The organism is Ruegeria sp. BC3, assembly GCF_056539265.1.
Map to the genome: position 1 here is coordinate 1 of NZ_JBQFUP010000003.1, position 26,284 is coordinate 26,284.

General features: G+C 57.2%; 27 protein-coding genes, 1 tRNA gene and 1 pseudogene. 8 read left to right on the forward strand and 21 right to left on the reverse strand.

Features of this window, described 5'->3' with window-relative positions; all coding sequences use genetic code 11:
- Positions 1-380 precede the first annotated feature (380 nt).
- Both ACR0MV_RS08950 and ACR0MV_RS08955 read left to right on the forward strand, forming a co-directional pair.
- Positions 381-1,050: pseudogene (locus ACR0MV_RS08950) on the forward strand (IS6 family transposase).
- A gap of 183 nt (positions 1,051-1,233) precedes the next feature.
- Positions 1,234-1,905, forward strand: coding sequence for an ion channel (locus ACR0MV_RS08955; protein WP_170390285.1), 672 nt, complete (start codon positions 1,234-1,236; stop codon positions 1,903-1,905).
- Between the two features lie 6 nt (positions 1,906-1,911).
- Here the strand turns inward: ACR0MV_RS08955 and ACR0MV_RS08960 are convergent, their stop codons facing one another.
- Positions 1,912-2,706, reverse strand: coding sequence for a bestrophin-like domain (locus tag ACR0MV_RS08960; RefSeq protein ID WP_171722199.1), 795 nt, complete (start codon positions 2,704-2,706; stop codon positions 1,912-1,914).
- A 27-nt stretch (positions 2,707-2,733) separates the two neighbouring features.
- A complete protein-coding gene (locus ACR0MV_RS08965; protein WP_171722200.1) occupies positions 2,734-2,925 on the reverse strand; it encodes a hypothetical protein in 192 nt (63 codons plus the stop codon).
- A 262-nt stretch (positions 2,926-3,187) separates the two neighbouring features.
- Here ACR0MV_RS08965 and ACR0MV_RS08970 point away from each other — a divergent pair, with 262 nt between their 5' ends.
- Complete coding sequence (locus ACR0MV_RS08970) at positions 3,188-3,583, forward strand: hypothetical protein (protein WP_480701873.1); 396 nt, start codon at positions 3,188-3,190, stop codon at positions 3,581-3,583.
- A gap of 318 nt (positions 3,584-3,901) precedes the next feature.
- On the opposite strand, the gene ACR0MV_RS08975 is transcribed toward ACR0MV_RS08970, so the two are convergent.
- Positions 3,902-3,978, reverse strand: a tRNA-His gene (locus ACR0MV_RS08975).
- A 47-nt stretch (positions 3,979-4,025) separates the two neighbouring features.
- On the reverse strand, positions 4,026-4,508 hold the full coding sequence (locus ACR0MV_RS08980) for an N-acetyltransferase family protein (protein ID WP_480701874.1): 483 nt from the start codon (positions 4,506-4,508) through the stop codon (positions 4,026-4,028).
- Positions 4,509-4,585: 77 nt separating this feature from the next.
- Here ACR0MV_RS08980 and ACR0MV_RS08985 point away from each other — a divergent pair, with 77 nt between their 5' ends.
- On the forward strand, positions 4,586-4,774 hold the full coding sequence (locus tag ACR0MV_RS08985) for a DUF6324 family protein (RefSeq protein ID WP_209224730.1): 189 nt from the start codon (positions 4,586-4,588) through the stop codon (positions 4,772-4,774).
- 3 nt (positions 4,775-4,777) lie between these two features.
- On the opposite strand, the gene ACR0MV_RS08990 is transcribed toward ACR0MV_RS08985, so the two are convergent.
- From ACR0MV_RS08990 to ACR0MV_RS09020, 7 genes are all read right to left on the reverse strand, one after another.
- Positions 4,778-5,209 (reverse strand): MmcB family DNA repair protein, encoded by a 432-nt coding sequence (locus tag ACR0MV_RS08990; protein WP_480701875.1) that lies wholly within the window; start codon positions 5,207-5,209, stop codon positions 4,778-4,780.
- Positions 5,210-5,539: 330 nt separating this feature from the next.
- The gene (locus ACR0MV_RS08995; protein WP_480701876.1) at positions 5,540-6,922 is read right to left on the reverse strand and encodes a PIG-L family deacetylase; all 1,383 of its coding nucleotides are present in this window, start codon (positions 6,920-6,922) and stop codon (positions 5,540-5,542) included.
- A 125-nt stretch (positions 6,923-7,047) separates the two neighbouring features.
- Complete coding sequence (locus ACR0MV_RS09000) at positions 7,048-7,344, reverse strand: hypothetical protein (protein ID WP_480701877.1); 297 nt, start codon at positions 7,342-7,344, stop codon at positions 7,048-7,050.
- Positions 7,345-7,405: 61 nt separating this feature from the next.
- Positions 7,406-7,888: a transcription antitermination factor NusB gene (nusB, locus tag ACR0MV_RS09005; protein ID WP_170422055.1), complete on the reverse strand. Its 483-nt coding sequence runs from the start codon at positions 7,886-7,888 to the stop codon at positions 7,406-7,408.
- Positions 7,885-8,436 carry a 6,7-dimethyl-8-ribityllumazine synthase gene (locus ACR0MV_RS09010; protein WP_475204160.1) on the reverse strand — a complete coding sequence of 184 codons (552 nt, stop codon included), beginning with the start codon at positions 8,434-8,436 and terminating at the stop codon, positions 7,885-7,887. The genes nusB and ACR0MV_RS09010 overlap by 4 nt, the downstream gene beginning before the upstream one ends.
- 2 nt (positions 8,437-8,438) lie before the next feature.
- Positions 8,439-9,560 carry a 3,4-dihydroxy-2-butanone-4-phosphate synthase gene (gene ribB / locus ACR0MV_RS09015; RefSeq protein ID WP_480701878.1) on the reverse strand — a complete coding sequence of 374 codons (1,122 nt, stop codon included), beginning with the start codon at positions 9,558-9,560 and terminating at the stop codon, positions 8,439-8,441.
- Between the two features lie 110 nt (positions 9,561-9,670).
- Complete coding sequence (locus ACR0MV_RS09020) at positions 9,671-10,258, reverse strand: riboflavin synthase (protein ID WP_480701879.1); 588 nt, start codon at positions 10,256-10,258, stop codon at positions 9,671-9,673.
- Between the two features lie 139 nt (positions 10,259-10,397).
- Here ACR0MV_RS09020 and ACR0MV_RS09025 point away from each other — a divergent pair, with 139 nt between their 5' ends.
- The 3 genes from ACR0MV_RS09025 to ACR0MV_RS09035 all read left to right on the forward strand — a co-directional run bounded on the left by ACR0MV_RS09025 (position 10,398) and on the right by ACR0MV_RS09035 (position 14,907).
- Positions 10,398-11,696, forward strand: a complete 1,299-nt coding sequence (locus tag ACR0MV_RS09025) for a capsule biosynthesis protein (protein ID WP_480701880.1) — start codon at positions 10,398-10,400, stop codon at positions 11,694-11,696.
- An 80-nt stretch (positions 11,697-11,776) separates the two neighbouring features.
- Positions 11,777-12,910: a polysaccharide biosynthesis/export family protein gene (locus ACR0MV_RS09030; RefSeq protein WP_480701881.1), complete on the forward strand. Its 1,134-nt coding sequence runs from the start codon at positions 11,777-11,779 to the stop codon at positions 12,908-12,910.
- Positions 12,910-14,907, forward strand: coding sequence for a capsular polysaccharide biosynthesis protein (locus tag ACR0MV_RS09035; RefSeq protein ID WP_480701882.1), 1,998 nt, complete (start codon positions 12,910-12,912; stop codon positions 14,905-14,907). The genes ACR0MV_RS09030 and ACR0MV_RS09035 overlap by 1 nt, the downstream gene beginning before the upstream one ends.
- Here the strand turns inward: ACR0MV_RS09035 and ribD are convergent.
- The 6 genes from ribD to ACR0MV_RS09065 all read right to left on the reverse strand — a co-directional run bounded on the left by ribD (position 14,904) and on the right by ACR0MV_RS09065 (position 18,557).
- On the reverse strand, positions 14,904-16,004 hold the full coding sequence (gene ribD, locus ACR0MV_RS09040; RefSeq protein WP_480701883.1) for a bifunctional diaminohydroxyphosphoribosylaminopyrimidine deaminase/5-amino-6-(5-phosphoribosylamino)uracil reductase RibD: 1,101 nt from the start codon (positions 16,002-16,004) through the stop codon (positions 14,904-14,906). The genes ACR0MV_RS09035 and ribD overlap by 4 nt on opposite strands.
- Positions 16,001-16,471 (reverse strand): transcriptional regulator NrdR, encoded by a 471-nt coding sequence (nrdR, locus tag ACR0MV_RS09045; protein WP_170324479.1) that lies wholly within the window; start codon positions 16,469-16,471, stop codon positions 16,001-16,003. The genes ribD and nrdR overlap by 4 nt, the downstream gene beginning before the upstream one ends.
- A 121-nt stretch (positions 16,472-16,592) precedes the next feature.
- Positions 16,593-17,006 (reverse strand): secondary thiamine-phosphate synthase enzyme YjbQ, encoded by a 414-nt coding sequence (locus ACR0MV_RS09050; RefSeq protein ID WP_170423251.1) that lies wholly within the window; start codon positions 17,004-17,006, stop codon positions 16,593-16,595.
- Between the two features lie 18 nt (positions 17,007-17,024).
- A complete protein-coding gene (locus ACR0MV_RS09055; protein ID WP_480701884.1) occupies positions 17,025-17,426 on the reverse strand; it encodes a hypothetical protein in 402 nt (133 codons plus the stop codon).
- A 78-nt stretch (positions 17,427-17,504) separates the two neighbouring features.
- Entirely contained in the window at positions 17,505-17,996 is a 492-nt protein-coding gene (locus tag ACR0MV_RS09060; protein WP_480702258.1) for a DUF4166 domain-containing protein, read from the reverse strand.
- Positions 17,997-18,053: 57 nt separating this feature from the next.
- Positions 18,054-18,557, reverse strand: a complete 504-nt coding sequence (locus tag ACR0MV_RS09065) for a thiol-disulfide oxidoreductase DCC family protein (RefSeq protein ID WP_480701885.1) — start codon at positions 18,555-18,557, stop codon at positions 18,054-18,056.
- Between the two features lie 208 nt (positions 18,558-18,765).
- Here ACR0MV_RS09065 and ACR0MV_RS09070 point away from each other — a divergent pair, with 208 nt between their 5' ends.
- On the forward strand, positions 18,766-19,773 hold the full coding sequence (locus ACR0MV_RS09070) for a helix-turn-helix transcriptional regulator (RefSeq protein ID WP_480701886.1): 1,008 nt from the start codon (positions 18,766-18,768) through the stop codon (positions 19,771-19,773).
- A 191-nt stretch (positions 19,774-19,964) separates the two neighbouring features.
- Here ACR0MV_RS09070 and rpoD read toward each other — a convergent pair whose 3' ends face one another.
- The 4 genes from rpoD to ACR0MV_RS09090 all read right to left on the reverse strand — a co-directional run bounded on the left by rpoD (position 19,965) and on the right by ACR0MV_RS09090 (position 25,960).
- Positions 19,965-21,953, reverse strand: a complete 1,989-nt coding sequence (gene rpoD / locus ACR0MV_RS09075) for an RNA polymerase sigma factor RpoD (protein ID WP_480701887.1) — start codon at positions 21,951-21,953, stop codon at positions 19,965-19,967.
- Positions 21,954-22,067: 114 nt separating this feature from the next.
- Positions 22,068-24,014 (reverse strand): DNA primase, encoded by a 1,947-nt coding sequence (gene dnaG, locus ACR0MV_RS09080; protein ID WP_480701888.1) that lies wholly within the window; start codon positions 24,012-24,014, stop codon positions 22,068-22,070.
- A gap of 80 nt (positions 24,015-24,094) precedes the next feature.
- Positions 24,095-24,391, reverse strand: a complete 297-nt coding sequence (locus ACR0MV_RS09085) for a hypothetical protein (protein WP_480701889.1) — start codon at positions 24,389-24,391, stop codon at positions 24,095-24,097.
- 138 nt (positions 24,392-24,529) lie between these two features.
- On the reverse strand, positions 24,530-25,960 hold the full coding sequence (locus ACR0MV_RS09090) for a Glu/Leu/Phe/Val family dehydrogenase (RefSeq protein WP_170422092.1): 1,431 nt from the start codon (positions 25,958-25,960) through the stop codon (positions 24,530-24,532).
- Between the last annotated feature and the right edge of the window lie 324 nt (positions 25,961-26,284).

A 26,284-nucleotide genomic window follows, 5' to 3' on the forward strand; every position in this document is an offset into this window, starting at 1 on the left:
CAGAATGTCTTCGTCCGAGTATCGCTTCCGAGCCATCCCTTGTTCCCCCCTCTCGACCAAAGTAGTGGCCCAATTTTACGGGGCAAAGACATGACATGATCCATCCTCCCAAACAGGATGAATCACAGATCAAGCTTCAAGGGAATCCCAACGATTCAGGTTTTCGGCGGGACGCTTTAGGCATTGTAGAACCTTGTTAGTATAGCGCGAGGTCCGCAATCGTGGTGCAAGCCTCGTCTAAAAACGCCTCTAGATACGAAAATTTCGTAGATATGTCGTTAACGCTTTGAAGGGGTTGTGTCGCGAATTTTGACCGAGGTTGACGAAATCGCGTGCTCTGGTGCTTGTCGCTTTCAAATCAATCGCGAGCAGGTTTCAGATTGGTTTCTTTGAAAGGCTGCCACTTCGCGAAGGATGTGGATTTGTACGCTGTGGTTTTCTATCTGCGCTACACTTTTTCCTATCGCGACCTTGAAGAAATTATGGCTGAACGGGGCGTTTCCGTCGATCACGCCACGTTGAATAGATGGGTTGTAAAATATTCGCCGATGATCGCTGCGCGCGCAATCGAAAAAGCGCCCAACACAGAAATCCTGGAGAGTGGACGAAACCTACCTCCGTGTGCGCGGTAAGTGGGTGTATCTCTAACGGGCCGTCAACAAAGCGGGAAACACCCTTGATTTTATGCTGTCCGAGCGAAGGAACGGTCCCGCAGCAACCAGATTCTTTGCCAAAGCGCTGTCTTCAAACGGAATCCCAGACAAAGTCCTCATCGATAAGAGCGGAGCCAACGCAGCCGGTATTCGAGAAGTGAAGAGGATTTTGAAGCGGTTTGGTTGCCAAGCCAAGGTGCAGACAATCAGGTCCAAATTTTTGAATAACATGATCGAGCAGGATCATCGGTTGATAAAACGGCGTGTTCGACATATGTGTGGGTTCAAATCCCTCGCATCCGCGTCCGCTACGCTGGATGGTATCGAGGTCGCCAACATGATCCGAAAGAAGCAATTCTCCAGCGCAGCTACCTCTGGCTTTCGGGTGTTTGCTTAGACGGCAGGATAGGTGTGCCTGGTAAGACGCTTACTCTGATCGTTCCAAAAATTTGCAACACAACCCTCGCCTCCTCCTTGCGAGTATGACTGCCATTTCTTTGGAATGACAGCGTTCGCAGCCCAAGTACGCACTTCGGAAATTGGTCTCGCGCTTTACCTTCGTGAGATTTAAGCTTGTACAATGAAGCCGATAATCCATCATCATCCGTCGATTGCGGTCTGGGGAGAACTGCTGCTCCCCTTATGTCTGCTTTTGACGTTGCTTTGGTGGCCGTTCTTTTTGGGAACTCAAGTCTCAGAGCAGACCTTTGAGGGCGTTTTTCTGCTTCTCATCGTTGTTGCCGCGGCGGCGGCATCGACCCGCCGCGTCACATTCGTCGCCGTGGTGGCATTCGGGCTGCTCTCCTTCATTCTGGACACGATGTCGAGCGACATGCTCCCGGCTTTCGAGCGGCTTGCGATCATCTTTGACCTGCTGTTCTCGTTGACCCTTGCCATCGGATTACTTGAGAAGATTTTTAGAACAACCGGTGACGTGAACTGGAGAGTGGTTGCCAACGCTCTCAGTGTTTATCTGCTCATCGGGTTCACCTTCGCCGCGATCTACAATCTGGTCGGGCTCGGCGACGTGTCCCTTGAGCTTGGATTCGCCGAGAGCGACCCGGATCTGGCGGCCTTCGTCACCACCTATTTCAGCTTCGTGACCATGACAACGCTCGGATACGGTGACATTGCGCCCGAAAACGCCCGCATTGCGAGCCTTGCGGTGGTTCAGGCGCTGATCGGGCAGTTTTACCTCGCGGTGATCGTGGCCCGGCTGGTCGGACTCGTGGTGGCGAGGCCTGTGAAGTGATTCCGGTCACTGAGCGGTTTCGATAGTCCGCTGCAGAACTTCTAAAAACGGCGTTGGCTGGATAGGGAATGCGGTCGAAAAAGGGTGTGAAAAACCAATGATGGCAAAGAACACTAATCCATTCATTCCCGCGAACATACCCAGAAACGACGAGCGCAGCAGTCCATGCGGCGTCGGAAAAAACGACAGGCAGGTCAAAACAAGCCCGACAACCGCAATCATCCAAAACATCGGGCTGATCGGCTCCTCGATATCGAAACTGCGCTGACCGCGTTCGTTTTCTATGTCGTTTATGTCGTTCAACATCGCTGACGCCGAATTCGATCTTTCCGCGTTATCCGCCAGCACAATGATCTGACGATAAATCGCATCGACCAGCAAATCCGCCTCTTCCAGCGGTCTTCCCGTCGCCATACTCGGCCATTCCTCATTCACGACCAGCCGGGTATAGCGCTCCAAGTCTTCTCGAATCGCTTCAGATTCATCGGTGCCGAACTCCTGAAGTTGGCGATAGAGTTGCTCGATCGCCAATGCCTCGTTGTCTATGCTTTCCCCAAGTTCATTGTATTCTGATCGCACGCTGGAAAAGGCGAGCGCAAGAATAAGGGCATGAACGGCACCGATCCTGACAGCCCCCCATTTGGCTGCATCCAGTGTCTCCTCTGATGGCTTATTCGGAAACAGCGCATGCGCACCCCAATGCGCGATCATCGCAAACAACGCAGGGATTAGGAACCAAAGCGCGGCTTCCAAAATAGGTAATGTCATCATAGCTTCGGCCCGCACTTCAAAGGGTTCCAATGGAACTCTAGATCGAAGGGTAGATAATCACAATCGTGCCATGACTGGTGCATCGGTTTGGCAATTTTCCGTTGAGCCCATCAGCGCTGCTGTGCCGCGAACAGCAGTTTCGTCCGCGACTCGGGCTTCGGTCTTGGACGCGGCGAATGTCGGCAGTCCGCCCTTCATGACGGGTGCTGCGCGTTTTACCAATGTGCAGTTCGGGCTCGACTCGGTCATCCGACTGTTTTTCTCAGATGACGGCTAAGCCCCGCTAAGAGGTCCTTCGGCAGCAGACAGTCCAACTTTCTGCATTTAGTGATCGCTCGGCACGATAGCAATCGCTGGCGATAATAGTCCGCTGTGCCTGTCGTTCGAACAAAACTACCGCCCAGCCATGCCGTAAAAGGCATAAATATTCGCAACTCATGCCGAATTACGATATATAAAATACATACTTATCACCTGGTGCCTTCACCTTCTGAGAACAGAGGAGTCTACTGTGCCAACACCTCTCTTCAAGCCTGGTCATTCTGGTAATCCGGGTGGGCGACCCAAGCTGGACCCAGAGACAAGAAAGTTGATCCAGTCGAACGGCGAGGTCGCTGTGAAACGCATGAACGATCTGTTGTCGATGGACGAACTCTTCAATCGCCGAGATGAGAATGGTGAGTTTGTATCAGGAAAACTTTCGGGGAAAGAACAAATTGCCTTGCTGGCCTTAGCTCAGGACCGAGCATTCGGACGCGCTGATGGCGTTAGCATCACGCACACCCACAGCGGAACTGTAGGCATGAACGTCAATCCAACACAGCGACTCAAAGACATCAGCGACCGCCTTCCAGAGAGATTGGCTCAACAGAAGGTGATTGAGGCAAAGCTGGATGACGATGAATAGCCTCCAACCATCTCGTAGCTGCTGCCAGGTTTGGAGGTTTGGGTTTGTATGCACAGGTCAATCGCTCGCGCGCGATAACGTAAGATTGACCAACCATTCTTGTGCGTTCGGTCCCTTCTGGTGGCATAGTGATCGACGGCGCTTGACACATCGCATCAGGAGAGTTTGGTAACCCTTGGGCTATAGCGCCACAAGAAGTGCGGCTAGAAATCCAATCATTTCGTGTAGCGCAGTTGCCTTAGAGTTGCCTTTAGGTGAACGTCCCTACGATAATCAAGTGGCCTAACCACGTAAAATAATGAAATTAAGATATAAAATTGGTACCGCCTCCCTGGCTTGAACAGGGGACCTCTGGATCCACAATCCAGCGCTCTAACCAACTGAGCTAAGGCGGCACTCGTGAGGGGCGATGTACCGAACGTGCCGGGGGAATGCAAGAGGATTAAAGACGAATTTTCCAGCTTTGTTCGACAAGATCGACCCCGAACGAGTGAACCTTTTTGCTGCCTGTCAGCTGCCAGCCAGACGCCCTGTACAGCCCACACGCCGCCCGGTGGCTTTCATGGGTCCATAGCGCCATTTCGCGGTAACCAGCGCTGCGCGCAAACGCCATGCAGGTCTGCAACAACCGTTTGCCCAGTCCCTGCCCTCGCGCCTCGGGCAGCAGCAGAAACAACCGCAGTTTCGCGGTGTGATCGTTCAGCGCAACGCAGAATATACTGCCCAGCCGCGCACCTGCCTGTTCGGCAATCCATCCGCGTTCACGCTGTGGGTCATGCGAGGCTACGAACTCAGCCAGGATCCCCTCCACCAAAGGCGCAAAGGTGTCATCAAACCCCTCGTCCCTTTGATACAGGCGGCCATGCTGTTCAACCAGCCAAGGTGCATCTGTAGCGCGGAAAGGTCTGATCCGAATCTCATCCATGCCTTAGCAGACCGCAAAGGCGGCTTGATTCTCAACCCTTTGCGCGCTAGCACGAACGTTCAGTCCCGGAGGCGAACATGGGCATCAACACCGAACGTGACATTCAGGCAAACCTGCAGATCGGCCCGACCGATCATGGAATGGTGCGCCTGTTCATCGAGGCCGACAATATCGAGATACCGATGGATTTCGATCCCGAAGAAGCCGAAGAGATTGCGGACGAAATCCGCGCTGCCGCACAAGCTGCTCGGGCCGTCAAAAGCTGACCCTTACAGTCTGGGATCGCGCAACGCCTGCAGCCTGCGAGCGGTGTCTGTTGCGAACTTCTGGATCATCTTCTTCCGCCGCGCCGGAGCAAGCTTGTCCTCGGGTGCCATACGGACAATTTCCGCGTCATATGCATCGGCAATGATCAGGCCGGTTTCCGTCGGCAGCAGCTCGGTCGGGAACTCGGTATCGACCGCCCAGAAAAAACGGTCACACCATTCCAAATAGCCCTGCCACTTGGAATCCGACAGATAATCGGCTCGGCTGGACTTACACTCTATCACCCAAAGCTCGCCCTTTGGCCCCAGGCCCATTACATCCACGCGCAAACCGCGTGCCGGGACAAATTCCTCAACAGATACAAAGCCATGCGCCAACAAGTGGCGCGAGACCCCGCGCGCGAGCCTCTGTCCGGGTTGCAGATCCAGTGTCATATGGGAAATGTGAACAATTCGTGAACAAAAATCAAGCGGAACAAGAGTTCCACAAAATCCAAGGCTCAATCAGCGCGCAATACAACATCGCCGCCGGATTGAATGGAAACTGTTGGGTCAGCCCCCTTGCGCAAAGCCCCGACGCACCCTAGTTAAGCCCTTGGCGGGTTCTGCCCTTCTTGTGATTGGTAGCATTCTGGTGGCCTTAAGCAATTCCGAGGGGGCTGGCTCTGTTCAGGTCCTGGCCTGATTACCTGGCGCCCACCTGTACATACAGGTCCTCGGGAATCACACCGCACGGTTGACTGGTGGTCCCGCCACATCACCACCCTAGTCGTCGACCGAAAGCTCCTGTTGCACAAACCCCTCATCCGACAGAGCGAAATCATACAAATTCCTGCCCTTCCACTGCGGCATGTATTCGTCGAACAACTGGTTCTTCTGTTCGGGGCAGGACGGCACAACAAAATCCACATCGGGCAACCCGACACCAAAGCTTAGAACCTTTGCGCCCTGGTACCGCTGTGCGGCCTGCAGAACCGCGTGGTGCAGCAGGACATGTTCGATGTGACCGTACTCTCCCACTTGATTATGGGTGATGATGGTCGACGGCCCAATCTGTCGCATCAGGGCAAAGGCCGATCCGCTCAGCAGGTCGAATAGAGGATGCCGACGCAAAGGGCGCAGCAACTCAGGAGGATTGTCCGTCGGCTCGGACGGCATCCTGATAAAGCGCCGTAACCGCCTGTGATCCTCCTCGACGGCAAAGGGAAACTGAATCCTCCGGGCCCCGACCGCATCGCATACTCGCTGCATTGCTGCTTCGCGCGTGTTTGTATCACGGCGGTTGGGCGCGGGTCGAAAGAAGCTGGCGACCGTCACATCTGCCTTTCCCTTCAGGCGTGCCAGGGTCGATCCGCAAAACAACGTCTCGTCATCCTGATGGCACACACACACCAATATCCGTTGACCCAACAGGTTTTCGAAATTGGCCTCGCTCGCGACAATATCCGGCCCGGTCGTCAACACATCGTAGGTGGCGTTTTGGATATCCTGAAACTGCGCAGAAGTGACCCGACGTGCCCGCCCCTCCGCGATCATTTTCTCAGAACTGTCCTGAACATGGCCGTTCTTATTGTCGCCCTGCAATAGATAGCAGCGCCCGGCCAATCCTGGCCAAACGGCCTCGACCTCTTGAATTCTGGTTTTCTTCAATGCGTCGAGGTGCAACAGGTCGATCTGGCCAAAAGGTCGTTCTGCCGCCGCCTGACGCAACCCGTCGATGGCGTCCGAGATGTACAGTTTCACACGCCCCGGAAACCTGTCTTCCAACCATTTGAAAACAATTGGAACATAGATGTCCACCGGCGGCCAGGACGACCTGAGCCGCTGCCCTAGATCGATCCCAATAAACTTGAGTTCAGGGTTGGAGTGCAAGGCCAGCAAAGCTGCATGTCCCCCGGCGACGCCGACCTCAACAAAACAGGAACTGTCTTGCGCCAACAGATGCAGAGCCCGTCGCTTGGGTTCCATTCCGGGTTCCAGATCGCCCAGATGGAAGTCCGGGCGCATATGGCCGTAGCAGACGTTCCCGTTGATGGCGACAGGTTCGCCTGCCCGTTTTAGCCCCTCTGCAATGACATGGTTCAGGTCTGCAAGATCCTCGCGAAACGCCCGAGAGTCGACGACCTCTTCGTAAGTTCTGGTGTTCACAGAATGTTTTCTTTCGCTGCCGGTTGCTGTGTTTGGCCGGCATCAGATTGTAACATGTTCCGACATTCAAGCGATTTACGCGCAACCGCTGTGAAAAGGTCAGGCCGCCAACCCTGATTCAGGTATCAGCTGTTATCGGCCTTGACCATCACGGGCTCGAATTTGGCGGCCACCGGCGTTCCGCTGCGCGGATCCTGCGGCTTTTCGGCCATGCTCATGATGGCATAGGCGAATTGCACCCCTGCGAAGACGATCCCGTTCATGAACCAGATCATGCCAAGCGCGATCAAGCCCATTTCCGAGCTTGTAATCAGATGGCGCAGATTTGCGACGTTCAGCGCCATAAGAACACCGACAAACACCGCGGAAATCACAAACCCCCAGGCAACCTGAGCGATATACAGCCGGATCAGTTTGGGCATGGCGAAACTCCTTGCGCTATGTCTCATTCTGTTTAGCGCATGCAAGTCCCGCGTAAAGGCGTCAGAACGCCTCGGGCTGGGCCTCACGCGCCATGTGATCCAGAACAGCGTTGACGAATTTCGGCTCTTTGCCTTCCGGGAAAAATGCGCGGGCCACGTCGACGAATTCGTTGATCACGACCTTGGGCGGTGTGTCGTTTTGGGTCAGCTCGGCCCCGGCGGCGCGGAACGCCGCGCGCAGGGTCGGGTCGATCCGTGCAATGGGCCATTTGGCCACTAGCGCGCGGTCGGTCATCTGGTCGATGGGGGCCTGATAGTTCACCGCATCTTCGACCAGTTTCCGGAACAGGCGAATGTCGCCGTCCAGCATTTCCTCGCCCTCATAGACAGCGCCGAACCGGTGATCCAGAAACTCGTTCACAACCTGTTCGGTCGTCTGGCCCGATTGCTCCATCTGGAACAGAGCCTGCACGGCATAAAGCCGGGCGGCGGATTTCATCAGGCGTTTCTGGTTGGCCGGTTTCGGCGCGTCGGTCTGGGTCATGCTGTCGTGGGTCCGTTGCTGTCGCCCGCCACAAGGATGGACTCGGACGGCGGCTTAAATCCGACGCCCTTTTTGGAAGAGCCCCACTTACGGCTGAGCGCGATCAGATGCAAGGCCGCAGCGGCTGCTCCGCCGCCTTTATTCATCTTTTTGGGATCTGCGCGAACTTCTGCCTGATCATCGTTTTCAACAGTCAGGATACCATTGCCGATGCACAGCCCCTGCAGACCCATCAACTGGATGGCACGGCTGGAATCGTTGCACACCGTTTCGTAATGCGTGGTCTCACCCCGAATAACACAACCCAGCGCGACATAGCCGTCAAAGTTGCACTGACGATCTGCCATTGCGATGGCCGTGGGAACCTCAAGCGCGCCCGGGACCTCAACGACCTCACAGGTTCCACCTGCGCCCTCGATCTCGGCCTTGGCCCCCGCGACAAGGTTATCCGCGATCGCGCGATAGAACGGAGCCACCACGATCAGCAGTTTAACCGGCTTGTCGAAGGTCGGGGTCGGCAATACGCCGTGTTTGTCTTGTTCAGCCACGATTATTTGTCCTCAAGTATCGAACGGGTACCGACGATGGACAGACCATATGCGTCCAGCCCCAGGTATTTCGTTTCCGGTGTATTGGTCAGCAGGACCAGTTCCTGAATGCCCATCTTGGACAATATCTGCGCGCCCAGACCAGTCTGCTTGATGGTCCGGGGACCTTCGTCCTCGGCCGCATACAGCGCATTGCGCGGTTCGCGGAACAAGCAGACGACCCCGCGCCCTTCCGCAGCGATCTTTTTCATCGCCCAAGGCAATTCCATCGGTGATTTCGGGCCAAGGCCCAGAATGTCAGGGGCTTCGTGCAAGGCATGGGTCCGGGTCAGGACCGGCTCGGGCGTGGTGATGTCTCCCTTCACCAGAACGACATGCTCGATGCCATGGGTCTGATCGGTGAACAGGCGCATCTCCCACACGCCACCATATTCAGAAGTCACTGTCTGGCGCGAGGTTTCGACGACCAGATTGTCATTTCGCGACCGGTAGGCAATCAAATCGCTGATCGTGCCGATTTTCATGTCGTGCTCTTTGGCGAACTCGACCAGATCAGGAAGGCGGGCCATGGTTCCGTCAGGTTTCATGATCTCGCAAATCACACCCGCCGGATTTAGCCCAGCCAAACGAGAGATATCCACGGCTGCCTCGGTATGACCGGCGCGCACCAGCACCCCGCCCCGTTTTGCGCGAAGCGGGAAAATATGGCCCGGCGTCGCGATTTGAGCCATGGTGTTCTGTTCGTTGATCGCAGTGGCCACGGTCAGCGCACGGTCTTCGGCAGAGATCCCGGTCGACACACCTTCGCGTGCCTCGATCGACACGGTGAACGCGGTTTCGTGACGTGAAGAGTTGTTGACGGCCATCATCGGCAGGCCAAGCGCTTCGACGCGCTCCGCGGTCATCGGCAAGCAGATCAGGCCGCGCCCGTGGGTGGCCATGAAGTTGATCGCAGCCGCATCCGCGAACTCGGCGGCAATGACCAAATCGCCTTCGTTCTCACGGTCTTCGTGGTCGACCAGAATATACATCCGGCCCTGGCGCGCCTCTTCGATGATATCTTCAATCGGGCTGATCGCATCGCGCAGCTGGGCCTCGACCGGGCCGGGTGTTTCAAAGCTCATAGAGCAGCCTTTCGAAAGAGCATGTTTGAACGGCTGATAGACCACCAAGCGCTCAAAAGCCAGAGCACTTGGTGGTGCAGATCGCCAAAACGCGGCGTCGAAACTTGCGGTCAGGCCATCTCGTTCAGGCGCGCGACATAGCGAGCCAGAGTATCAATCTCGAGGTTCACTCGATCCCCGACCGAAACGTCGCCCCAGGTCGTCACCTCTTTGGTGTGTGGAATGAAGTTGATGCCGAAATCGCGGCCGTCGACGTCGTTGACGGTCAAAGACGTGCCGTTCAACGCAACGGAACCCTTGGGGGCGATAAACCGCGCGAGGTCTTCGGGTGCCTTCAGGGTCACGCGGGTGCTGTCGCCTTCATCCTCAACCGCAACCACATCGGCTACGCCGTCGACATGGCCCGACACAATATGGCCACCCAACTCATCCCCGACCTTCAGGGCACGCTCAAGATTGACACGTTTGCCGACCGCCCAGCTGTCCAGATTGGTTTTCGAAACCGTCTCGGCGCTGATCTGCACGTCATACCAATCATCGCCCAGGGCGATCACGGTCAGGCATACACCGTCGCTGGCAATGGATGCGCCAATGTCGATACCCGCAGTGTCATAATCCGTTTTGATCCGAGCCCGCAAATCGCCCTGCTGGTCCAACTCGGTGACCGTTCCAATATCGGTGATGATCCCTGTGAACATTGCCTTTACCCTTTGTCTTTAACCTGTGCCTAGTTTTCCACATCGAGGTAAGCCCATGCAGCCCTGCGAGCAAGCCCTGCCTTGCCGGGATTGGCGCAAAAGGGCATAATTTCGGAACCAAACAAAAAGAGCAGCACGGATGCCATCACTCACCGCAGGCTCGCATCGCCGCTTGTTCCTGTTTCTGCAAGGACCTCACGGCCCTTTCTTCAGCGCGTTGGCGCGCGCATTGCGCGCGGCCGGAGCTGACGTTCTGCGTGTGGGCTTCAATGCGGGCGATCAGGCCTTTTGGTTCGATCGGCGCAGCTATATCCCGTTTTTGAAGGATCCCGAGAAATGGCCGGACACGCTGCAAGAGTTGATCCGGTCGCGCGACGTGACGGACATCGTGTTGTACGGGGATACCCGCCCAAATCACTCTCGGGCAATCGAAGTCGCCCACGCCATGGGCGTAACGGTCCATGTATTCGAGGAAGGCTATCTGCGCCCTTGGTGGGTGACCTATGAACGTGCCGGATCAAACGGAAATTCGCGCCTGATGGAACTGGATGTCGCGCAGACGCAATGCGCGCTGGACCAGTCGGACGCGCAGACCCCACCGCCTCCGTCGCATTGGGGAGACATGAGGCAGCACATATTTTACGGCGCGCTGTATCATTGGTTCGTCCTGTTTCTGAACCAGCGCTATCCCAACTTCAAACCGCATCGGGAACTGCCCGTGTCCAAAGAGTTCCGCTTGTATTTCAAACGCCTTGCACTGATGCCGTTTCACAGGATTCGGCGGGCTTGGGCCACTGCTCGCGTGCGGCACAGCGGTGCGCCTTATCACCTGGCCCTATTGCAACTAGGGCATGACAGTTCGGTTCAGGCGCATTCGGATTACACCTGCATGGCAGACTTTCTTGAGCATGTGATCTCAGGTTTCGCCAAAGGCGCCCCGCGCCACCACCGGTTGGTGCTTAAGGAACATCCGCTGGAAAACCATCGTGAACCTTTGCGTCGCAAGGCCCGCGACATCGCCCACGCACATCAGGTGGCGGATCGAGTGCATTACGTGCCCGGCGGCAAACTCGCGCGATTGCTGGACGACGCGAAATCGGCCGTGACCATCAACTCGACCGCAGGTCAGCAAGTTCTGTGGCGCGGCATCCCTTTGCGCAGTTTCGGCAGATCGGTCTATGACAAACCGGAATTTGTGTCCCGACAATCCATCGCCGACTTTTTTGCGAACCCGGATACACCCGACCACGATGCGTATAGGTCGTATCGCCAGTTTCTATTAAAAACCAGCCAGTTACCCGGCGGCTTTTATTCGCTCCGCGGACGCAAACAACTGCTACGCCGTGCCGCTGATATGATGCTGCAGGATCATGACCCCTATCAGCAGGTGTTGTCCCATAACGCGGCACCACCGCCACAGTTAAAAATCGTCAACTGACACGGGTGGGTTGGTGCTGGATGTTGTAGATCGAACAGGCTAACTTGTCGCAAACAAAAGACGACCGAGGATTAACGGCAGTGCAATGCGTTCCATTTCGTTGGGTACGAGGGGCATCCCTTGTGGCCGTGTTCGGCCTTCTGGCAGCTTGTCAGCTTCCCAAATCGGGTCCAAACAAGAACGAAATTCTGGCAGGAGCTGTCGAGAACGGCGGCAACGCCTTTGTTGTCGAGGTCGATGACAGGGTAGCCCAGGCCACATCCGCGGTGCCGCAATTCGGCTTTTCATCCTCTTTCACCAGTGCGCCCAGCCTGACCGCAGATGTTGTGCGTCCCGGGGACGTTTTGGGGTTAACGGTCTGGGAAAACGTCGATGACGGGCTGTTGTCCGGCGAAGTCGGCTCCGCGACCACGCTCAATGAAGTGCAAGTGGACAATGATGGGTTTATTTTTGTTCCCTATGCCGGACGTGTCCGCGCGGCAGGCAACACGCCCGAACAATTGCGTCAGTTGATCACGCAAAAACTGCAAGACCAGACACCTGACCCACAGATCGAGGTTCGTCGCTCTGCCGGGAGTGGCGCAACTGTTTCGTTGACCGGCAACATTGGGGTGCCAGGCCTATACCCGATTGAACTTCCGACCCGCACCCTTTCAGGCATGCTGTCAGAGGCGGGTGGCGTATCAGTTGGCTCGGACATCGCGCTTGTGACGCTGATCCGAGGCAATCAAAAAGGAACAGTCTGGTACGAAGATCTGTTCAGAAATCCCAAGCTGGATGTCGCGCTGCGCGGTGGCGACCGCATCCTGGTTGAAGCTGACAGCCGGTCCTACATCGCGTTGGGCGCGACCGGCGGGCAGTCCCGCGTTGCATTTGATACTCAGGACCTTTCGGCCCTTGAAGCCTTGGCGCAGGTTGGCGGCCTGCTGTCACTGTCTTCGGACCCAACCGGAATCTTTGTTTTGCGCGAAGAACGTCAGGACATCGCTCGTAAAGTCATGGGCCGTCCCAGCCTTCAAGGCAATCAGCGCATGATCTATCTGCTGAACCTGACAGCTCCTAACGGGCTGTTCGTGGCGCGGGACTTTGTGATCCGCGACGGTGACACGATCTATGTGACCGAAGCCCCGTATGCGCAGTGGACCAAGTCCATCTCTCTGATTGCAGGTGGTCTTACACCGCTGGCCAATGTCGCCACGCTGACGGGCAACTGATGTCTTTTGAAACAACAGCCGGGTCAGAACGCACCCGGCTGCTTGTTTACAATGGTGGCTTTCTGACATCTCGCCGTATTCGGCGCATATTGTCCCTGTCCGGTTACGACATCCGCCTCGGGCGCCCCAAAGACGGGGACATCGTGGGGGTTTGGGGCAACAGCCCAACATCACATCGCGGCCTGGGCGTTGCCGAACGGCACAGTTTTCCGGTTCTGCGGGTCGAGGACGCTTTTCTGCGTTCCTTGCATCCCGGACGCAGCGGAGAAGCCCCCTTGGGCTTGCTGCTGGACCGGTCCGGTCTGCATTTCGACCCTGCGCGAACCTCTGATCTGGAAACGTTGCTTGCCACGCACCCGCTGGACGACACCGCCCTTCTGAACCGAGCGCGCGGCGGAATCGCGAGGATGCGCGAGCTGCATCTCAGCAAGTATTCGGCCTATGACCTGAGTGTTCCACCACCAGACCCCGGCTATGTGCTCGTGGTGGATCAGGCCAGCGACGATGCAGCCGTCACAGCCAGCAAGGGTGATGTGGCCCGATTCCGGGAAATGCTTGTAATGGCGCAAGAGGAAAACCCAGGCGCCCGCGTTCTGATCAAGAGGCATCCCGACACGATTGCCGGGCATCGCTCCGGCTATTTCTCCGAGGCGGACCAATCCGACCGCGTATCCATCCTAAGCTCATCCATTAGCCCATGGGCGCTGCTTGAGGGTGCGGTTGGCGTGTATACCCTGTCTTCTCAGATGGGGTTCGAGGCGATCCTGGCAGGACACAAACCACGGGTTTTTGGTCAACCATTCTATGCCGGTTGGGGGCTGACACAGGACGAAGACCCGCTGGCGCGCCGCCAGCGCAGCCTGACGCGCGCACAGTTATTTGCAGCCGCGATGATCCTTTACCCCACATGGTACGACCCATATCGCGACCAGCTTTGCGAGTTGGAAACAGTATTGGATACGCTTGAGGTACAGACACGCGCCTGGCGGCAGGATCATAAGGGTTGGACCGCTTCGGGTATGCGCTTGTGGAAACGCAAGCACCTGCAGCAGATGTTCGGACGCGAGAAAAAGATCCGATTTACCGAGGACCAGCCTGCGCAACCCGACCGTCCTCATATGATCTGGGCCAGCAAGGTTCGTGTTGCTGAAAATGCAGTCCGGGTTGAGGACGGTTTCCTGCGGTCGCGTGGGCTGGGGGCCAGCCTGGTACCACCGCTTTCGCTGACGACGGATGATAGGGGCATCTACTATGACCCCACGCATCCCAGCCAGTTGGAAGACCTGATCGCAGCCAGAGAAACGCTAAGGTCCGATCAGGCGTTGCGCGCCGAGAAACTGATCGCAAAGATCGTGGCGGCTCGGATCACCAAATACAATTTGGGCGGCGGCGCGCCGGAGCTGCCGAACGGGTACCGCATCCTTGTTCCCGGACAGGTCGAAGACGACGCCTCGGTCCTGCTCGGCACAAGCACCGTCCGGACCAATGCTGATCTTTTGCGCGCGGCACGCGAGGCCAATCCGAAGGCAATTCTGATCTATAAACCACACCCTGATGTAGAGGCCCGCTTGCGCGATGGCGAGCTGCACGACACCGACCTCGCAGATGTCGTCGCCACACAGTGTGATCCAACAGCCCTTTTGCCCGAGGTTCAGGAGGTCTGGACCATGACCTCATTGCTGGGGTTCGAAGCCTTGATGCGCGGGATTCGCGTGACCACGTTGGGCGCGCCTTTCTATGCCGGCTGGGGTCTGACGAACGATTTGGGCAACGTTCCGGCGCGGCGCGGCGCACGGCCCAGCCTGTTGGGCTTGGTTCACGCCGCCCTGATCGACTATCCCCGATACATGGACCCAACCACTGGTGAGCCCTGCCCCGCCGAGGTCGCAGTCGAGCGTCTGGCGCAAAACAATATACCCGCGGGCGGTCCGGTGGTTCGCCTACTGTCCAAATTGCAGGGCGCGTTCGCGACCCATGCGCACGTCTGGCGACGTTAGCGCAGGGCTCGTGCCCAACGATGCATGACGTCCGGGCCAATCACCTGCGTCTCGATCAATTCAAACCGGGGCGCTGCGTCCAGTTTATCCAGCCCGAGCGTCCCAATGGCCGACAACCCTTCGGCCCCGATAGCCAGACCGGCTGTGAAGCCGACCAACTCGTCTACCAGATCAGCGGCCAGTAACGAGGCCGCCAAGGCAGCCCCACCTTCGCAGAATACGCGGGTCAGACCCGCCTGCCCCAACTGATGCAGAAGATCTGCGGCGTCGATCTGGTGTTCGTCCAGCGCGCAGGGCACCAGTTTGGCCCCCAACCCTTCCCATGCGCGGGCGCGTTCGGCGTCCGGCCCGGGACCATGGCAAAGCCAAACAGGTATGTCTTTGGCCGTGCGCGCCAGTTGCCCCATCAAGGGAATGTCCATATGGCGCGAGACCACAATCCGAACCGGCTGCGCCTCGACCCCAATATCCCGAACGGTCAGCGACGGATCATCGGCGCGAGCCGTACCCGCCCCAACCATCACCGCATCATGGCGCGCCCGCATTGCATGTACGGCACGACGGGCCTTTGGCCCCGTGATCCATTTGCTGTGACCCGTTACCGTGGCGATCCGACCGTCGAAACTGCTGGCGAGTTTGAGCGTGACGAAAGGACGGCTTTGTTCGGTCTTCAGAAAGAAGCCAGCCAGATCGCGCTCGGCCTCTTCAGCCAGCACGCCCGTCGTTACTTCGATCCCCGCCTCGCGTAACATGGCAAACCCCTGACCGGCCACGCGTGGATCGCTGTCTTCGATTGCGCACACAACGCGTGACACCCCGGCGGCGATTAAAGCCTCGGCGCAAGGCGGTGTCTTTCCATGGTGGGAACAGGGTTCCAGGGACACATAAGCCGTTGAACCACGTGCGGCGTCACCGGCCTGCGCCAGCGCTACGGGCTCGGCATGCGGTCGACCACCAGGCTGTGTCCAGCCCCGCCCCACAATGCGTCCGTCGCGCACAATGACGCAACCAACGGCAGGGTTTGGCCAGCACGTCCCTTGACCGCGTCGCCCCAAGGACAGGGCCAACGCCATGTATCGCTTATCTGTTTCGCTCACTCGTCCGTCGAAGGCTGCGGCGGGCGCAGTTCGTGGACAAACTCCTCGAAGTCATCGGCCGCCTGGAAATTCTTGTATACGCTCGCAAAGCGAACATAGGCGACGGTGTCAATCCGCGCCAGAGCTTCCATGACGATCTCGCCGATTTTGCTGGATGGGATATCGGTCTCGCCCATGCTTTCCAGACGGCGCACGATCCCCGAGATCATCTGGTCGATACGGTCGGGTTCAATCGGGCGTTTCTGCATCGAGATACGGATCGAGCGTTCCAGCTTATCCCGGTCGAAATCTTCTCGCTTTCCGTTGGTCTTGATCACAACCAGATCGCGCAGTTGCACACGTTCATAGGTCGTGAAACGACCGCCGCAGGCAGGGCAGAACCGGCGCCTGCGAATGGCTACGTGATCCTCTGCCGGGCGAGAATCTTTGACCTGAGTGTCGATATTTCCGCAAAACGGGCAGCGCATCCGCCGTCTCCTCGTCCCTTGTTCCGCCTCCATTTGTAAGCGCTACGGCTTACTTATCCACAACTATAGGGCAGCCGCTAGGATTTGGGTAGTCGGAATTTTTCACCGCAAGATAAAGGGGTCAGGCGAAATGCGCCGCAACCCGCCTTTGATGCGCTGCGGTACGGTGTTCGAACAAGTAGATACCTTGCCATGTTCCCAAAGCGGGCTGGCCGCCAGACACGGGAACAGACAACGAAACGGGTAACAAAGCCGCCTTGATATGGGCCGGCATATCGTCGGGCCCTTCGTAGGTGTGGCGCAGATAAGCCATCGCCGGGTGATCGGACGGCGGAACCAACCGGTCCAAAAATGCCTGCAGATCTGTCTGCACTTCTGGGTCTGCGTTTTCCTGAATAGCCAGCGAACACGAAGTGTGGCGCACGAATAGCGTCAGCAACCCATTCCCTGAGACCGAGTTGAGCCAGTTGCGCACGTCCGAGGTGAATTCGTACAACCCCGGACCATCCGTCGAAATAATGAACTCGGTCTGCATCTTGTTGGTCACTATGGATCAGTTGAGGAACGGACGAACGTTACAGCGCCCATTGGCCCCTTGAACAGACATGCTTTCACCGGGATTAAAACCGGAAGACACAAAACTGCCCTGCTGTGGCGTACCTCCAGCAGGTGGGCTGATCGAGAACTTAACTGATGTCCGACGACCTGTTGCCTCGCTGGGGCCATAGCCACGCACAACGTAAATTCGATCCTGCCAGCCTGCGCCCAACGTTCTGCGGGCGAAATCCGCGGCCGCACACCAGTAACCATCGACGTCCCGCCGCGCGCGCGGGATCACTTCGAACTCGGTGTTGTTAAGGGCGACGGTCTGAAATCCGTTTCGCGCCGCAGAGGCCACGGCGGGCACACTAAGCAAGATCGCGGCAGCCGCCGCCAATGTCATAACCTGTTTCATAATCATACTCTTTCCTGTTTCGAGGTAATTTCTGAAATAGTGTACATCCCTGCCGGACAAAGCCGCATCACAATCAATTCAGCCTTCCCCCTTTTGCCCGTGATCAGACGTTAACCAACCCTGGTAGCGGATCAAAGGGCCCAGAACCGGCATCTCGGCTGACACATCGAACCTGAAGCGGCCTCTTTCATCCTGCCATTCAACGGTCTTCGAACGGGGTAGAAAAAGCTTAGGAAACGGAATCCCCAGGAACTTGAGTCGGAGAATCTGCACCGACAAGCGATCCCCCGAAAAAACCGGCTTCAGCCAAATCGACACCGGACCAAATTGCTCACGCACGCAGTCAAAACGGTGATCAAAGTTGAGCCGCGATTGAGTGATATGCCCACCGAAGTTGCGTGTCCAAATCCACCCGGTCTGATCCCTTGCAATCGAGACCTTCACCTCGACATCCTGCCCATCCGGCGGCATTCGAGCACAGCGCAAGGCCAAAGCCACCAGCTTTCCACCCCCAGCTGTGACCGTGCAACGCCCTGAGTATTGGGCACAGGTGCTGTGCAATGCCCGCACCGCATCAGGCAGTTCCGTTCCGGCGGGCAAGGCTTGCAGAAATGGGTCGGTATGCGCTCAGAACCCCTCGGGCAGGAAACGAGACCGAAGGTCTGCGTCAGGCACCATACACGTCGCAGACCGACCAAAAATCGCATATCGGTTACGCGCTATTGCGTGGTAGAGCGGATCCTTGATGAACCTCGGCAACCATCTGCAGACCGACAAAACAGGCCAAAAACCGGGTAAGCAGCGCATTGCAGCCGCGAATGCATCCAAATGCTGGTGGATGACGCCGTCCGTGACCACAAGGTTTGTTTCAAAATCCTGGGTCGGCAAGCCGAGGTCGGAATAAAGTCTTTGCCCCAAGGGAGATTGCGCGGTTGCGAATTTGAACCGTTGAGCTTTGTCCCGCGCAACCATGAACCGAAAAAACCGCGAACACAGAACGCATTCCCCGTCGAAAACGATGAGATCTTGCCCTTCGGTTAGGTTTGCTAAGTGTTTGGTCACGCCGAAAATGCCTGCTCGAACTTGTGCAACAAAACGTGGCACCAGGAAGTGCGGCAGACAATGCGACACGGAAGCCTCATCGCTGCCGGGGAGCCTACGGCGGTGACCCGGGCTCTGACCTCATCCCCTCAAAGATCGCAACCCGACAGCACGCGCAAAATAGGTATCCCTACTGCTGCGGTCTTGCGAAACACGGCCAAAATTATTTGAATAGATGCCAAGTGCTTGGCTTTCCCCTATATTCAGGTGCAGCCGATAGACATCAAGGGTTGTGAGTATGGACGTCGACATCGCCCGCATTCAAGTCTTGTCCAGAACTCTGGATCAGAGGGCAACGGATCCCTCGATCGTCGACCGCGTGCTGGCCAAATCCGGCCTGAGGCGCGCAGATATCGAACCGCCTGCGACGGCCTATAGTGCGCACAAAGAGGCCCTGTTCGCTCGTTTTGCCTGCGATGCGCTGCATGACACCACCTTTGCCGCACAGGCTGGTTTGGCGTTCAACGCATCCTCAAGCCTGACGGCCTATATCAGTAAATATTCTCGTGATCTGAAGCAGGTGGTCGAAAACTCATCGCGGTTTCACGGCATGATTGATCCGGCGCTGCAGCTGAGCCTGCGGGTTGCCGGAAACTTTGCTTCTATCGAGGCCGAATGGAAGGACGCGAGTTTTGCCCGATACCACCGCCGGACCGAGTTTCTGATTTTCGCGGCCCTCGCCCGGATGCGATCGCTGACGCGAACCGCTTTCTTCCCAATCGAAATCCGGTTTCAGCACGAGGTGGGCGACATCGAAAAAAACTATCGGCAACTTGCGGGCTTTCCGGTGAGTTTCGGGGCCGAGCGACTGGAAATCGTTCTGACACTGTCCTCATTGGACTTACCGGTGCCGACCTATGACCCAAGCCTACGGGAGCATCTGTTGGCCTATGGCGACCGCATACTCGCCGAGCACCAAGAGCCCAAGCAAAAGCTGAGAGCACAGGTTGAAGGGCTGATAACGCGCTCTCTGCCGGGGGCAATCATACAAGCTGAGGACGCGGCGTCGAACCTTGGGATGAGCCCGCGTACCTTTGCCCGGCGACTAAGCGAAGAAGGCACGAGCTATCGCGAGATCGTCGAAGACCTGCGATCCGATCTGGCGCAAACCTTTATCACCAACGGGATGCCTTTGTCGGAAATTGCCTACTCGCTGGGTTACGCCGATCAACCAGCCTTTTCGACCGCGTTCAAGCGCTGGACAGGCCAAGCCCCCAGCACGTTTCGCGGCCGTCTGGATCTGTAATCTGAAGAGGCGGGTGGCCGGGGGTCGTCAGCGGCACAGCCTCGCCCCGGCCTGTCCCATGAGTGGACAGAGCTGAGATAAGGTCACATAGCGAAAATGCCTTGTGAGTTCTCGCCAAATTGAAGTGCTATCCGGTCACCGTGAGGGCCGCGTGATACAAAAAAGGCGCCTCAACCGAGGCGCCCTTCTGTTTACTGATCCAGGAAGGACCGAAGTTTCCGTGACCGACTTGGATGCTTCAGCTTGCGCAGCGCTTTCGCTTCGATCTGACGGATACGTTCGCGGGTCACGCTGAACTGCTGGCCAACTTCTTCCAGCGTGTGGTCGGTGTTCATGCCGATGCCAAAGCGCATCCGCAGAACCCGTTCCTCACGCGGCGTGAGAGAGGCCAGAACCCGTGTGGTCGTTTCCTTGAGGTTTTCCTGAATGGCGCTGTCCAGCGGCAGTACGGCATTCTTGTCCTCGATGAAATCACCCAGCTGGCTATCTTCCTCGTCGCCAATCGGCGTTTCCAGAGAGATCGGCTCTTTGGCGATTTTCATCACCTTGCGGACCTTTTCCAGCGGCATCTGCAGCTTTTCGGCCAGTTCTTCCGGCGTCGGCTCGCGACCGATTTCGTGCAGCATCTGACGACCGGTCCGTACCAGCTTGTTGATCGTTTCGATCATGTGAACCGGAATACGGATCGTGCGGGCCTGATCCGCGATCGATCGCGTGATCGCCTGACGGATCCACCAGGTCGCATAGGTCGAGAACTTATAGCCGCGGCGGTATTCGAACTTGTCCACCGCCTTCATCAGGCCGATGTTACCTTCCTGAATAAGATCAAGGAATTGCAGGCCACGGTTCGTGTACTTTTTGGCGATCGAGATCACCAGACGCAGGTTGGCTTCGACCATTTCCTTCTTGGCCTGCCGCGCCTCTTTCTCGCCCTTCTGGACCTGCTGCACGATGCGGCGGAATTCAGGGATATCCAGACCGACATACTGGCCGACTTGGGCCATATCGTTGCGCAGCTCCTCGACCTTTGCGGTCGAGCGTTCAATGAACATCTGCCAGCCCCGGCCCGGCTTTTCAGCCATCTCCGACAGCCAGTTCGGGTCCAGTTCGCGGCCACGATAGGCGTCGATGAACTCGCGGCGGTTGATCCGTGCCTGGTCGGCCAGTTTCACCATTGCACTGTCCAACGACATGACGCGGCGGTTGATGCCGTAAAGCTGGTCGATCAGCGCTTCGATCCGGTTGTTGTGCAGGTGAAGACCATTCACCAGCTCGACAATCTCGGAACGCAGCTTCTGATAGGTCGCTTCGTCCTTGTCCGAGAACGTGTCATCCTCGTTCAGTGTCGCTGAAATCCTGCTGTCCTGCATTTCCGACAACATGGCGAAGTCGGTCGAGATGCGTTCCAGCGTGGTCAGAACCTGATCCTTGAGCGCGGCTTCCATCGCAGCCAGCGACATGTTGGCCTGATCGTCGTCGTCGTCATCGTCGTCGTTGTTCAGCGGATTGCCATCGGCGTCCAGCTCAGGGCCTGTGTCCTTGGCCGGCTTGGCGGCTTGAACGGCCGAGGTATCGACAACCGGTTCTTCCACGTCGCCGTCTTCGTCCATCTGGTTGCCGAAGGTGGCCTCCAGATCGATGACGTCGCGCAACAGAATGTCTTCGGACAGAAGTTCGTCGTGCCAGATCGTGATCGCCTGGAAGGTCAGCGGGCTTTCGCACAGACCGGCGATCATGGTGTTGCGACCGGCTTCGATCCGCTTGGCGATGGCAATCTCGCCCTCGCGGCTCAGCAATTCCACCGAGCCCATTTCGCGCAGATACATGCGGACGGGGTCGTCAGTGCGATCCAGCTTTTCGGTCGCCGCCCCGGCCAACGCAACCTCACGGTTGCTGTCTGTCGTGGTCAGTTCGGTCGAGCCTTTGTTCTCTTCCTCTTCGGCCTCTTCATCTTCGATGATATTGATGCCCATTTCGGACAGCATCGACATGACGTCTTCGATCTGTTCCGAGCTGACCTGATCGGGCGGCAGAACCTGATTGAGCTGGTCGTAGGTGATGTAACCTTTCTCGCGGGCCTCGGCGATCATCTTCTTGACCTGGGCCTGGCTCATGTCCAGCGAGATTTCCTGTTCCTGCTCTTCGGATTTGCGATCTTCGGTCGTGTCTTTGGCGGCCATTCAATGCTCCTGCAGGGATGGGTGATTCGTTAGAACCGAATCATTAGCGCGTAGAAGTGATTCGGCTACCCGTTTACCCGTTTTTCTTTTCCAGTGCCTTACGAAAACATCACTTTAGCGACGTTTCCGTTCGAAATTGATGCCGGACATGATCGCCTTGAACGCGTCTTTCTCGTCGCGGTTGATTCGCGCACCGTTGTCGGCGATGTCGAACACCGCCCTGTCCTCATTCTGGCTGCGACTCGTACGGTTGCGCTCTTCGGCGGCTTGCGCCAGCCGATATGTCAGCGCCTCATCAGCCAGTTCAGAAAGTTCCTCGGCAGCTTCGGCAATCTCGGCGTCCAACCCCCGGAGCGCTTTGATCTTTGCGAGTTCCTCGGCCAGTGTCATCTCGGCCTTTTCGACGTCGCCTGGTTTGAACACACAGGGGATTACTGCGACATGGCGAAGGGCCAGCAGGTTTTCAAGGACTTCGCCGCCTAAAGTTCCAATTATGTGGTCTTTCAGGTGATCCGGATCGTCAATCGCATGCCGCAGAATGGCCGCGCGCAAGGCCGCGTGGTCAGGATCATGGCACTCCATCTCTTCCAGCTGAACTTCGAACTGGATCACGACACTGGGGTTGAGAATGGCGATGGCGAGAATAGCCGCCTCGCGCATCCTGATGTCTGCGTTTTCGGACGACGCCAGGAATGAGGCGCGCGCGCCGGGTGTCGCGGCTGGCTTTGGTTGCCACTTGCCGCGCGGCTGCCATTGGCGGTTCTGCGTCTGGCGTTGCGGGCGAAACAACTGCCAGCGCAGGTCTTTGATCTCTTGCCCGTAATGCGACCGGATCGAGGGGTCTCGGATCAGTTTGATCTTGTCGCGCAGGGACTTATCCAGCGCTGCTTTTCGTTCCGGGCTATCGAACACCTTACCCTCGGTCTCGCGCTGCCACAGCAGTTTGACCATCGGGATCGCGCTTTCCAAGACTTCCTGCACGGCGCCCGGCCCATCGGCGCGCAACAGATCATCAGGGTCCTTACCCTCGGGCATCAGCGCAAAACGAAGGGATTTTCCAGCCTCGAGCAGCGGCAAGGCCAGATCAACAGCGCGCATCGCAGCGCGGAGACCGGCGGTGTCGCCATCCAGCGCAATGATCGGCTCGTCCGAGATACGCCAAAGCAATTGTAACTGATGTTCGGTGATTGCCGTTCCCAGCGGCGCGACCGACGCACCGAATCCGGCTTCGGCCAGCGCGATCACATCCATATAACCTTCAGCCACGATCAAAGGCTGCCCTTTGCCTGCCGCCTGACGGGCGGGTCCGTGGTTGTACAGGCTGCGCCCTTTGTCGAACAACTCGGTCTCAGGAGAGTTCAGGTATTTCGCGTTATCATTAGGGTCCATCGCCCGACCGCCAAACGCAATACAGCGCCCTCGGGGGTCGCGGATCGGGTACATGATCCGGTTGCGAAACGTATCATAGGGCTTTTTGCCCTTGTTCGAGGGCTTGGCCAGACCTGCCCCAAGGATCAGATCCTCGGCTACATTCTTGCCGCGCAAATGATCCCACAGACCTTGCCACCCGTCCGGGGCAAAACCGATTTCCCATCGATCCAAAGCCTGCGCGTCCAGACCACGACGGGTTAGGTAGTCTCGCGCCGCGCCCCCTGCCCCGGTCTTGAGCTGCAGGCGAAAGAACTGCACTGCCTGCTCCATGACCTCGGCCAGTTGCGAGCGGCGGTCATGTTTTTCCTGCGCTTTGGGATCACGCGCAGGCATCGGCATCCCCGCTTCACGCGCCAGAATTTCCACCGCTTCGATGAACGAGACATTCTCAGTCTCTTTCACAAAACTGATCGCGTCACCTTTGGCATGACACCCAAAGCAGTAATAGAACCCCTTTTGGTCATCGACGTGGAAGGACGCGGTCTTTTCATGGTGAAACGGGCATGGTGCCCACATATCACCCTTGCCCTGATTGGACTTGCGCTGATCCCACATGACCTTTCGCCCAACGACCTGAGACAGGCTGAGCCGGGTGCGAAGTTCATCGAGAAAACCGGGGGGCAAAGACATGGCCTAAACCTGCCAGAAATGGAAACGCTCGCCAAGGGACTGGCGAGCGTTTGTCCACAAGGAAATGATCGCGCTGTGGATTATTGCTGCAAGCACAGCTCAAGCCACGCCGCACCCAGATCTTTCTTGCGCACATCGCGCATCTTTTGCTCATAAACCCACGGGGTGATCAGCGGGATCGCCGCGTTATAGTTCTCGGGCCAGGACGGGCTTGTTTCTGCAACCGCCTGCGGCACGTCACGTTCTTTGACCCGGTCCAGTCGGGCCTGCTGAATCGCCTTAACAACATCAGACTGGTACTGGCAGCTTTGTTCCTTGGTCTCGGCGGCGGCCAAAGGTGTGGCCAGCAAAGCTGCAGCAAGGGCGATACGCAACATGGGGTACTCCGAAAATCGATTCTGTCACCGCAGCTTACCTGCCGCGGGCGTAAGCTGCCATTGGCGTTTTCATCGCATTGGGATGTACACCTGCAAGAGTTTCGCGCAACCCGGTCAAAACCGGATTGCGCAAGGCACTTAAAGCCCCTTGGCGCGATAGCTTTTCGCGACACGATCAATGGCCACGATATAAGCTGCAGTCCGCAGATCCTCGACATCGTCGCGGCTGTGCCAGACCTCACGCATCGACTGATAAGCAATGCGCATGGTGTCATCGAGCCCCGAACGCACCAGTTCGAGCTCATCCGCGCCTCTGAGATACTTGGACTTGAAGTCCGGCGACATCGACCAGGCATCACCCAGATAACGATCTAGCCGCTCCAGTTCACTGACGATCAGCTCGTGTCGCGCCTCTTCCTGACGGCGCTGCATGCGTCCAAAGCGGATGTGGCTGAGGTTTTTGACCCACTCAAAGTAAGACACCGTCACACCGCCTGCATTGGCGTACATGTCCGGAATGATGACTGTACCCTTCTTGCGCAAAATCTCATCCGCACCGGCAGTGACCGGACCATTTGCCGCCTCGATAATCAAAGGCGCTTTGATGCGTTCGGCGTTGGACAGGTTGATAACCCCCTCCAAAGCCGCCGGGATCAGAATGTCGCAGTCTTCTTCCAGAACGGCAGTTCCCTCGGCCGAATGGGTCGCATCAGGATAGTCGCTGACGCCGCCATGTTTGATGATCCACTGACGCACCGACTCGACGTCGATTCCTTCGGGATTGTACAGCGCGCCGTCCCATTCGATGATGCCGACGATTTTCGAGCCATCCTCCTCGCTCAGGAACTTGGCGGCGTGGTAACCCACATTCCCGAGGCCCTGAACGATGACACGTTTGCCGTCCAGCTTGCCGGAAAGTCCGGCCTTTTGAATGTCTTCCGGATGGCGGAAGAACTCACGCAGGGCGTATTGGATACCGCGACCGGTCGCCTCGACACGACCAGCGATGCCACCGGCATTCAACGGTTTACCTGTCACACAGGCCCGCGAGTTAATGTCCGTAGTGTTCATCCGCGCGTACTGATCTGCCATCCAGGCCATCTCACGCTCCCCCGTTCCCATGTCAGGGGCCGGTACGTTCTGAGACGGGTTGATCAGGTCCCGCTTGGCCAATTCATAGGCAAAACGTCGGGTGATCTGCTCTAGTTCATGCTCTTCATATTTTCTGGGGTCGATGCACAGCCCGCCTTTTGATCCGCCAAACGGCGTTTCAACCAAAGCGCACTTGTATGTCATCAGCGCTGCAAGCGCCTCAACCTCATCCTGATTCACGGCGGTGGCATAGCGAATGCCACCTTTTACGGGTTCCATGTGTTCAGAATGAACTGAGCGATAGCCAGTGAACGTGTGGATATCGCCACGAAGCCGAACACCAAACCGCACCGTGTAGGTGGCGTTGCAGACCCGAATCTTTTCCTCCAACCCCGGAGGCAAATCCATCAGGGACGCCGCCCTGTTAAACATCAAGTCTACACTTTGGCGAAAGCTGGGTTCGTTGTTGGGCGTCATGTGATCCTCCGTGCCAGTGAACGCAAAGCGTTCTGACGTTTTGTCGCACCCATTGTCTAAACGATCAATATTTAAGCAAAGATAAAACGCGGAATCCTGCGAAAGACCCGCAAACTTGGCTGAGTCGCATCTGCCCTCCAAACCGCTAAAATTGTCGCCGCTGCGAAAACAGAACCCCACAAAGACATGAAATTATCCCCAGTCCGCCCGGAAACTAGCCAATTCCCTGGCGGTTTTGCCCAATTCACGCCACGTTTCACCGTTAATTTTCCAACGTTAACTTTTCCTTAGCAGTTTGAGTGTCTGCTCAGCGAGGTCGGCAAT

Excerpts from the sequence above, each read along its gene's own strand:
- rpoD (WP_480701887.1), bottom strand. The coding sequence starts at position 21,953 with ATGGCCGCCAAAGACACGACCGAAGATCGCAAATCCGAAGAGCAGGAA.
- ACR0MV_RS08965 (WP_171722200.1), bottom strand. The coding sequence starts at position 2,925 with ATGACCGAGTCGAGCCCGAACTGCACATTGGTAAAACGCGCAGCACCC.
- ACR0MV_RS09020 (WP_480701879.1), bottom strand. The coding sequence starts at position 10,258 with ATGTTCACAGGGATCATCACCGATATTGGAACGGTCACCGAGTTGGAC.
- ACR0MV_RS09050 (WP_170423251.1), bottom strand. The coding sequence starts at position 17,006 with ATGCAGACCGAGTTCATTATTTCGACGGATGGTCCGGGGTTGTACGAA.
- ACR0MV_RS09090 (WP_170422092.1), bottom strand. The coding sequence starts at position 25,960 with ATGACGCCCAACAACGAACCCAGCTTTCGCCAAAGTGTAGACTTGATG.
- nusB (WP_170422055.1), bottom strand. The coding sequence starts at position 7,888 with ATGACCCAGACCGACGCGCCGAAACCGGCCAACCAGAAACGCCTGATG.
- ACR0MV_RS08955 (WP_170390285.1), top strand. The coding sequence starts at position 1,234 with ATGAAGCCGATAATCCATCATCATCCGTCGATTGCGGTCTGGGGAGAA.
- ACR0MV_RS08990 (WP_480701875.1), bottom strand. The coding sequence starts at position 5,209 with ATGACACTGGATCTGCAACCCGGACAGAGGCTCGCGCGCGGGGTCTCG.
- ACR0MV_RS09085 (WP_480701889.1), bottom strand. The coding sequence starts at position 24,391 with ATGTTGCGTATCGCCCTTGCTGCAGCTTTGCTGGCCACACCTTTGGCC.
- ACR0MV_RS09055 (WP_480701884.1), bottom strand. The coding sequence starts at position 17,426 with ATGAAACAGGTTATGACATTGGCGGCGGCTGCCGCGATCTTGCTTAGT.
- ACR0MV_RS08985 (WP_209224730.1), top strand. The coding sequence starts at position 4,586 with ATGGGCATCAACACCGAACGTGACATTCAGGCAAACCTGCAGATCGGC.
- ribB (WP_480701878.1), bottom strand. The coding sequence starts at position 9,560 with ATGAGCTTTGAAACACCCGGCCCGGTCGAGGCCCAGCTGCGCGATGCG.
- ACR0MV_RS09025 (WP_480701880.1), top strand. The coding sequence starts at position 10,398 with ATGCCATCACTCACCGCAGGCTCGCATCGCCGCTTGTTCCTGTTTCTG.
- ACR0MV_RS09070 (WP_480701886.1), top strand. The coding sequence starts at position 18,766 with ATGGACGTCGACATCGCCCGCATTCAAGTCTTGTCCAGAACTCTGGAT.
- dnaG (WP_480701888.1), bottom strand. The coding sequence starts at position 24,014 with ATGTCTTTGCCCCCCGGTTTTCTCGATGAACTTCGCACCCGGCTCAGC.
- ACR0MV_RS09035 (WP_480701882.1), top strand. The coding sequence starts at position 12,910 with ATGTCTTTTGAAACAACAGCCGGGTCAGAACGCACCCGGCTGCTTGTT.
- nrdR (WP_170324479.1), bottom strand. The coding sequence starts at position 16,471 with ATGCGCTGCCCGTTTTGCGGAAATATCGACACTCAGGTCAAAGATTCT.
- ACR0MV_RS09000 (WP_480701877.1), bottom strand. The coding sequence starts at position 7,344 with ATGCCCAAACTGATCCGGCTGTATATCGCTCAGGTTGCCTGGGGGTTT.
- ACR0MV_RS08980 (WP_480701874.1), bottom strand. The coding sequence starts at position 4,508 with ATGGATGAGATTCGGATCAGACCTTTCCGCGCTACAGATGCACCTTGG.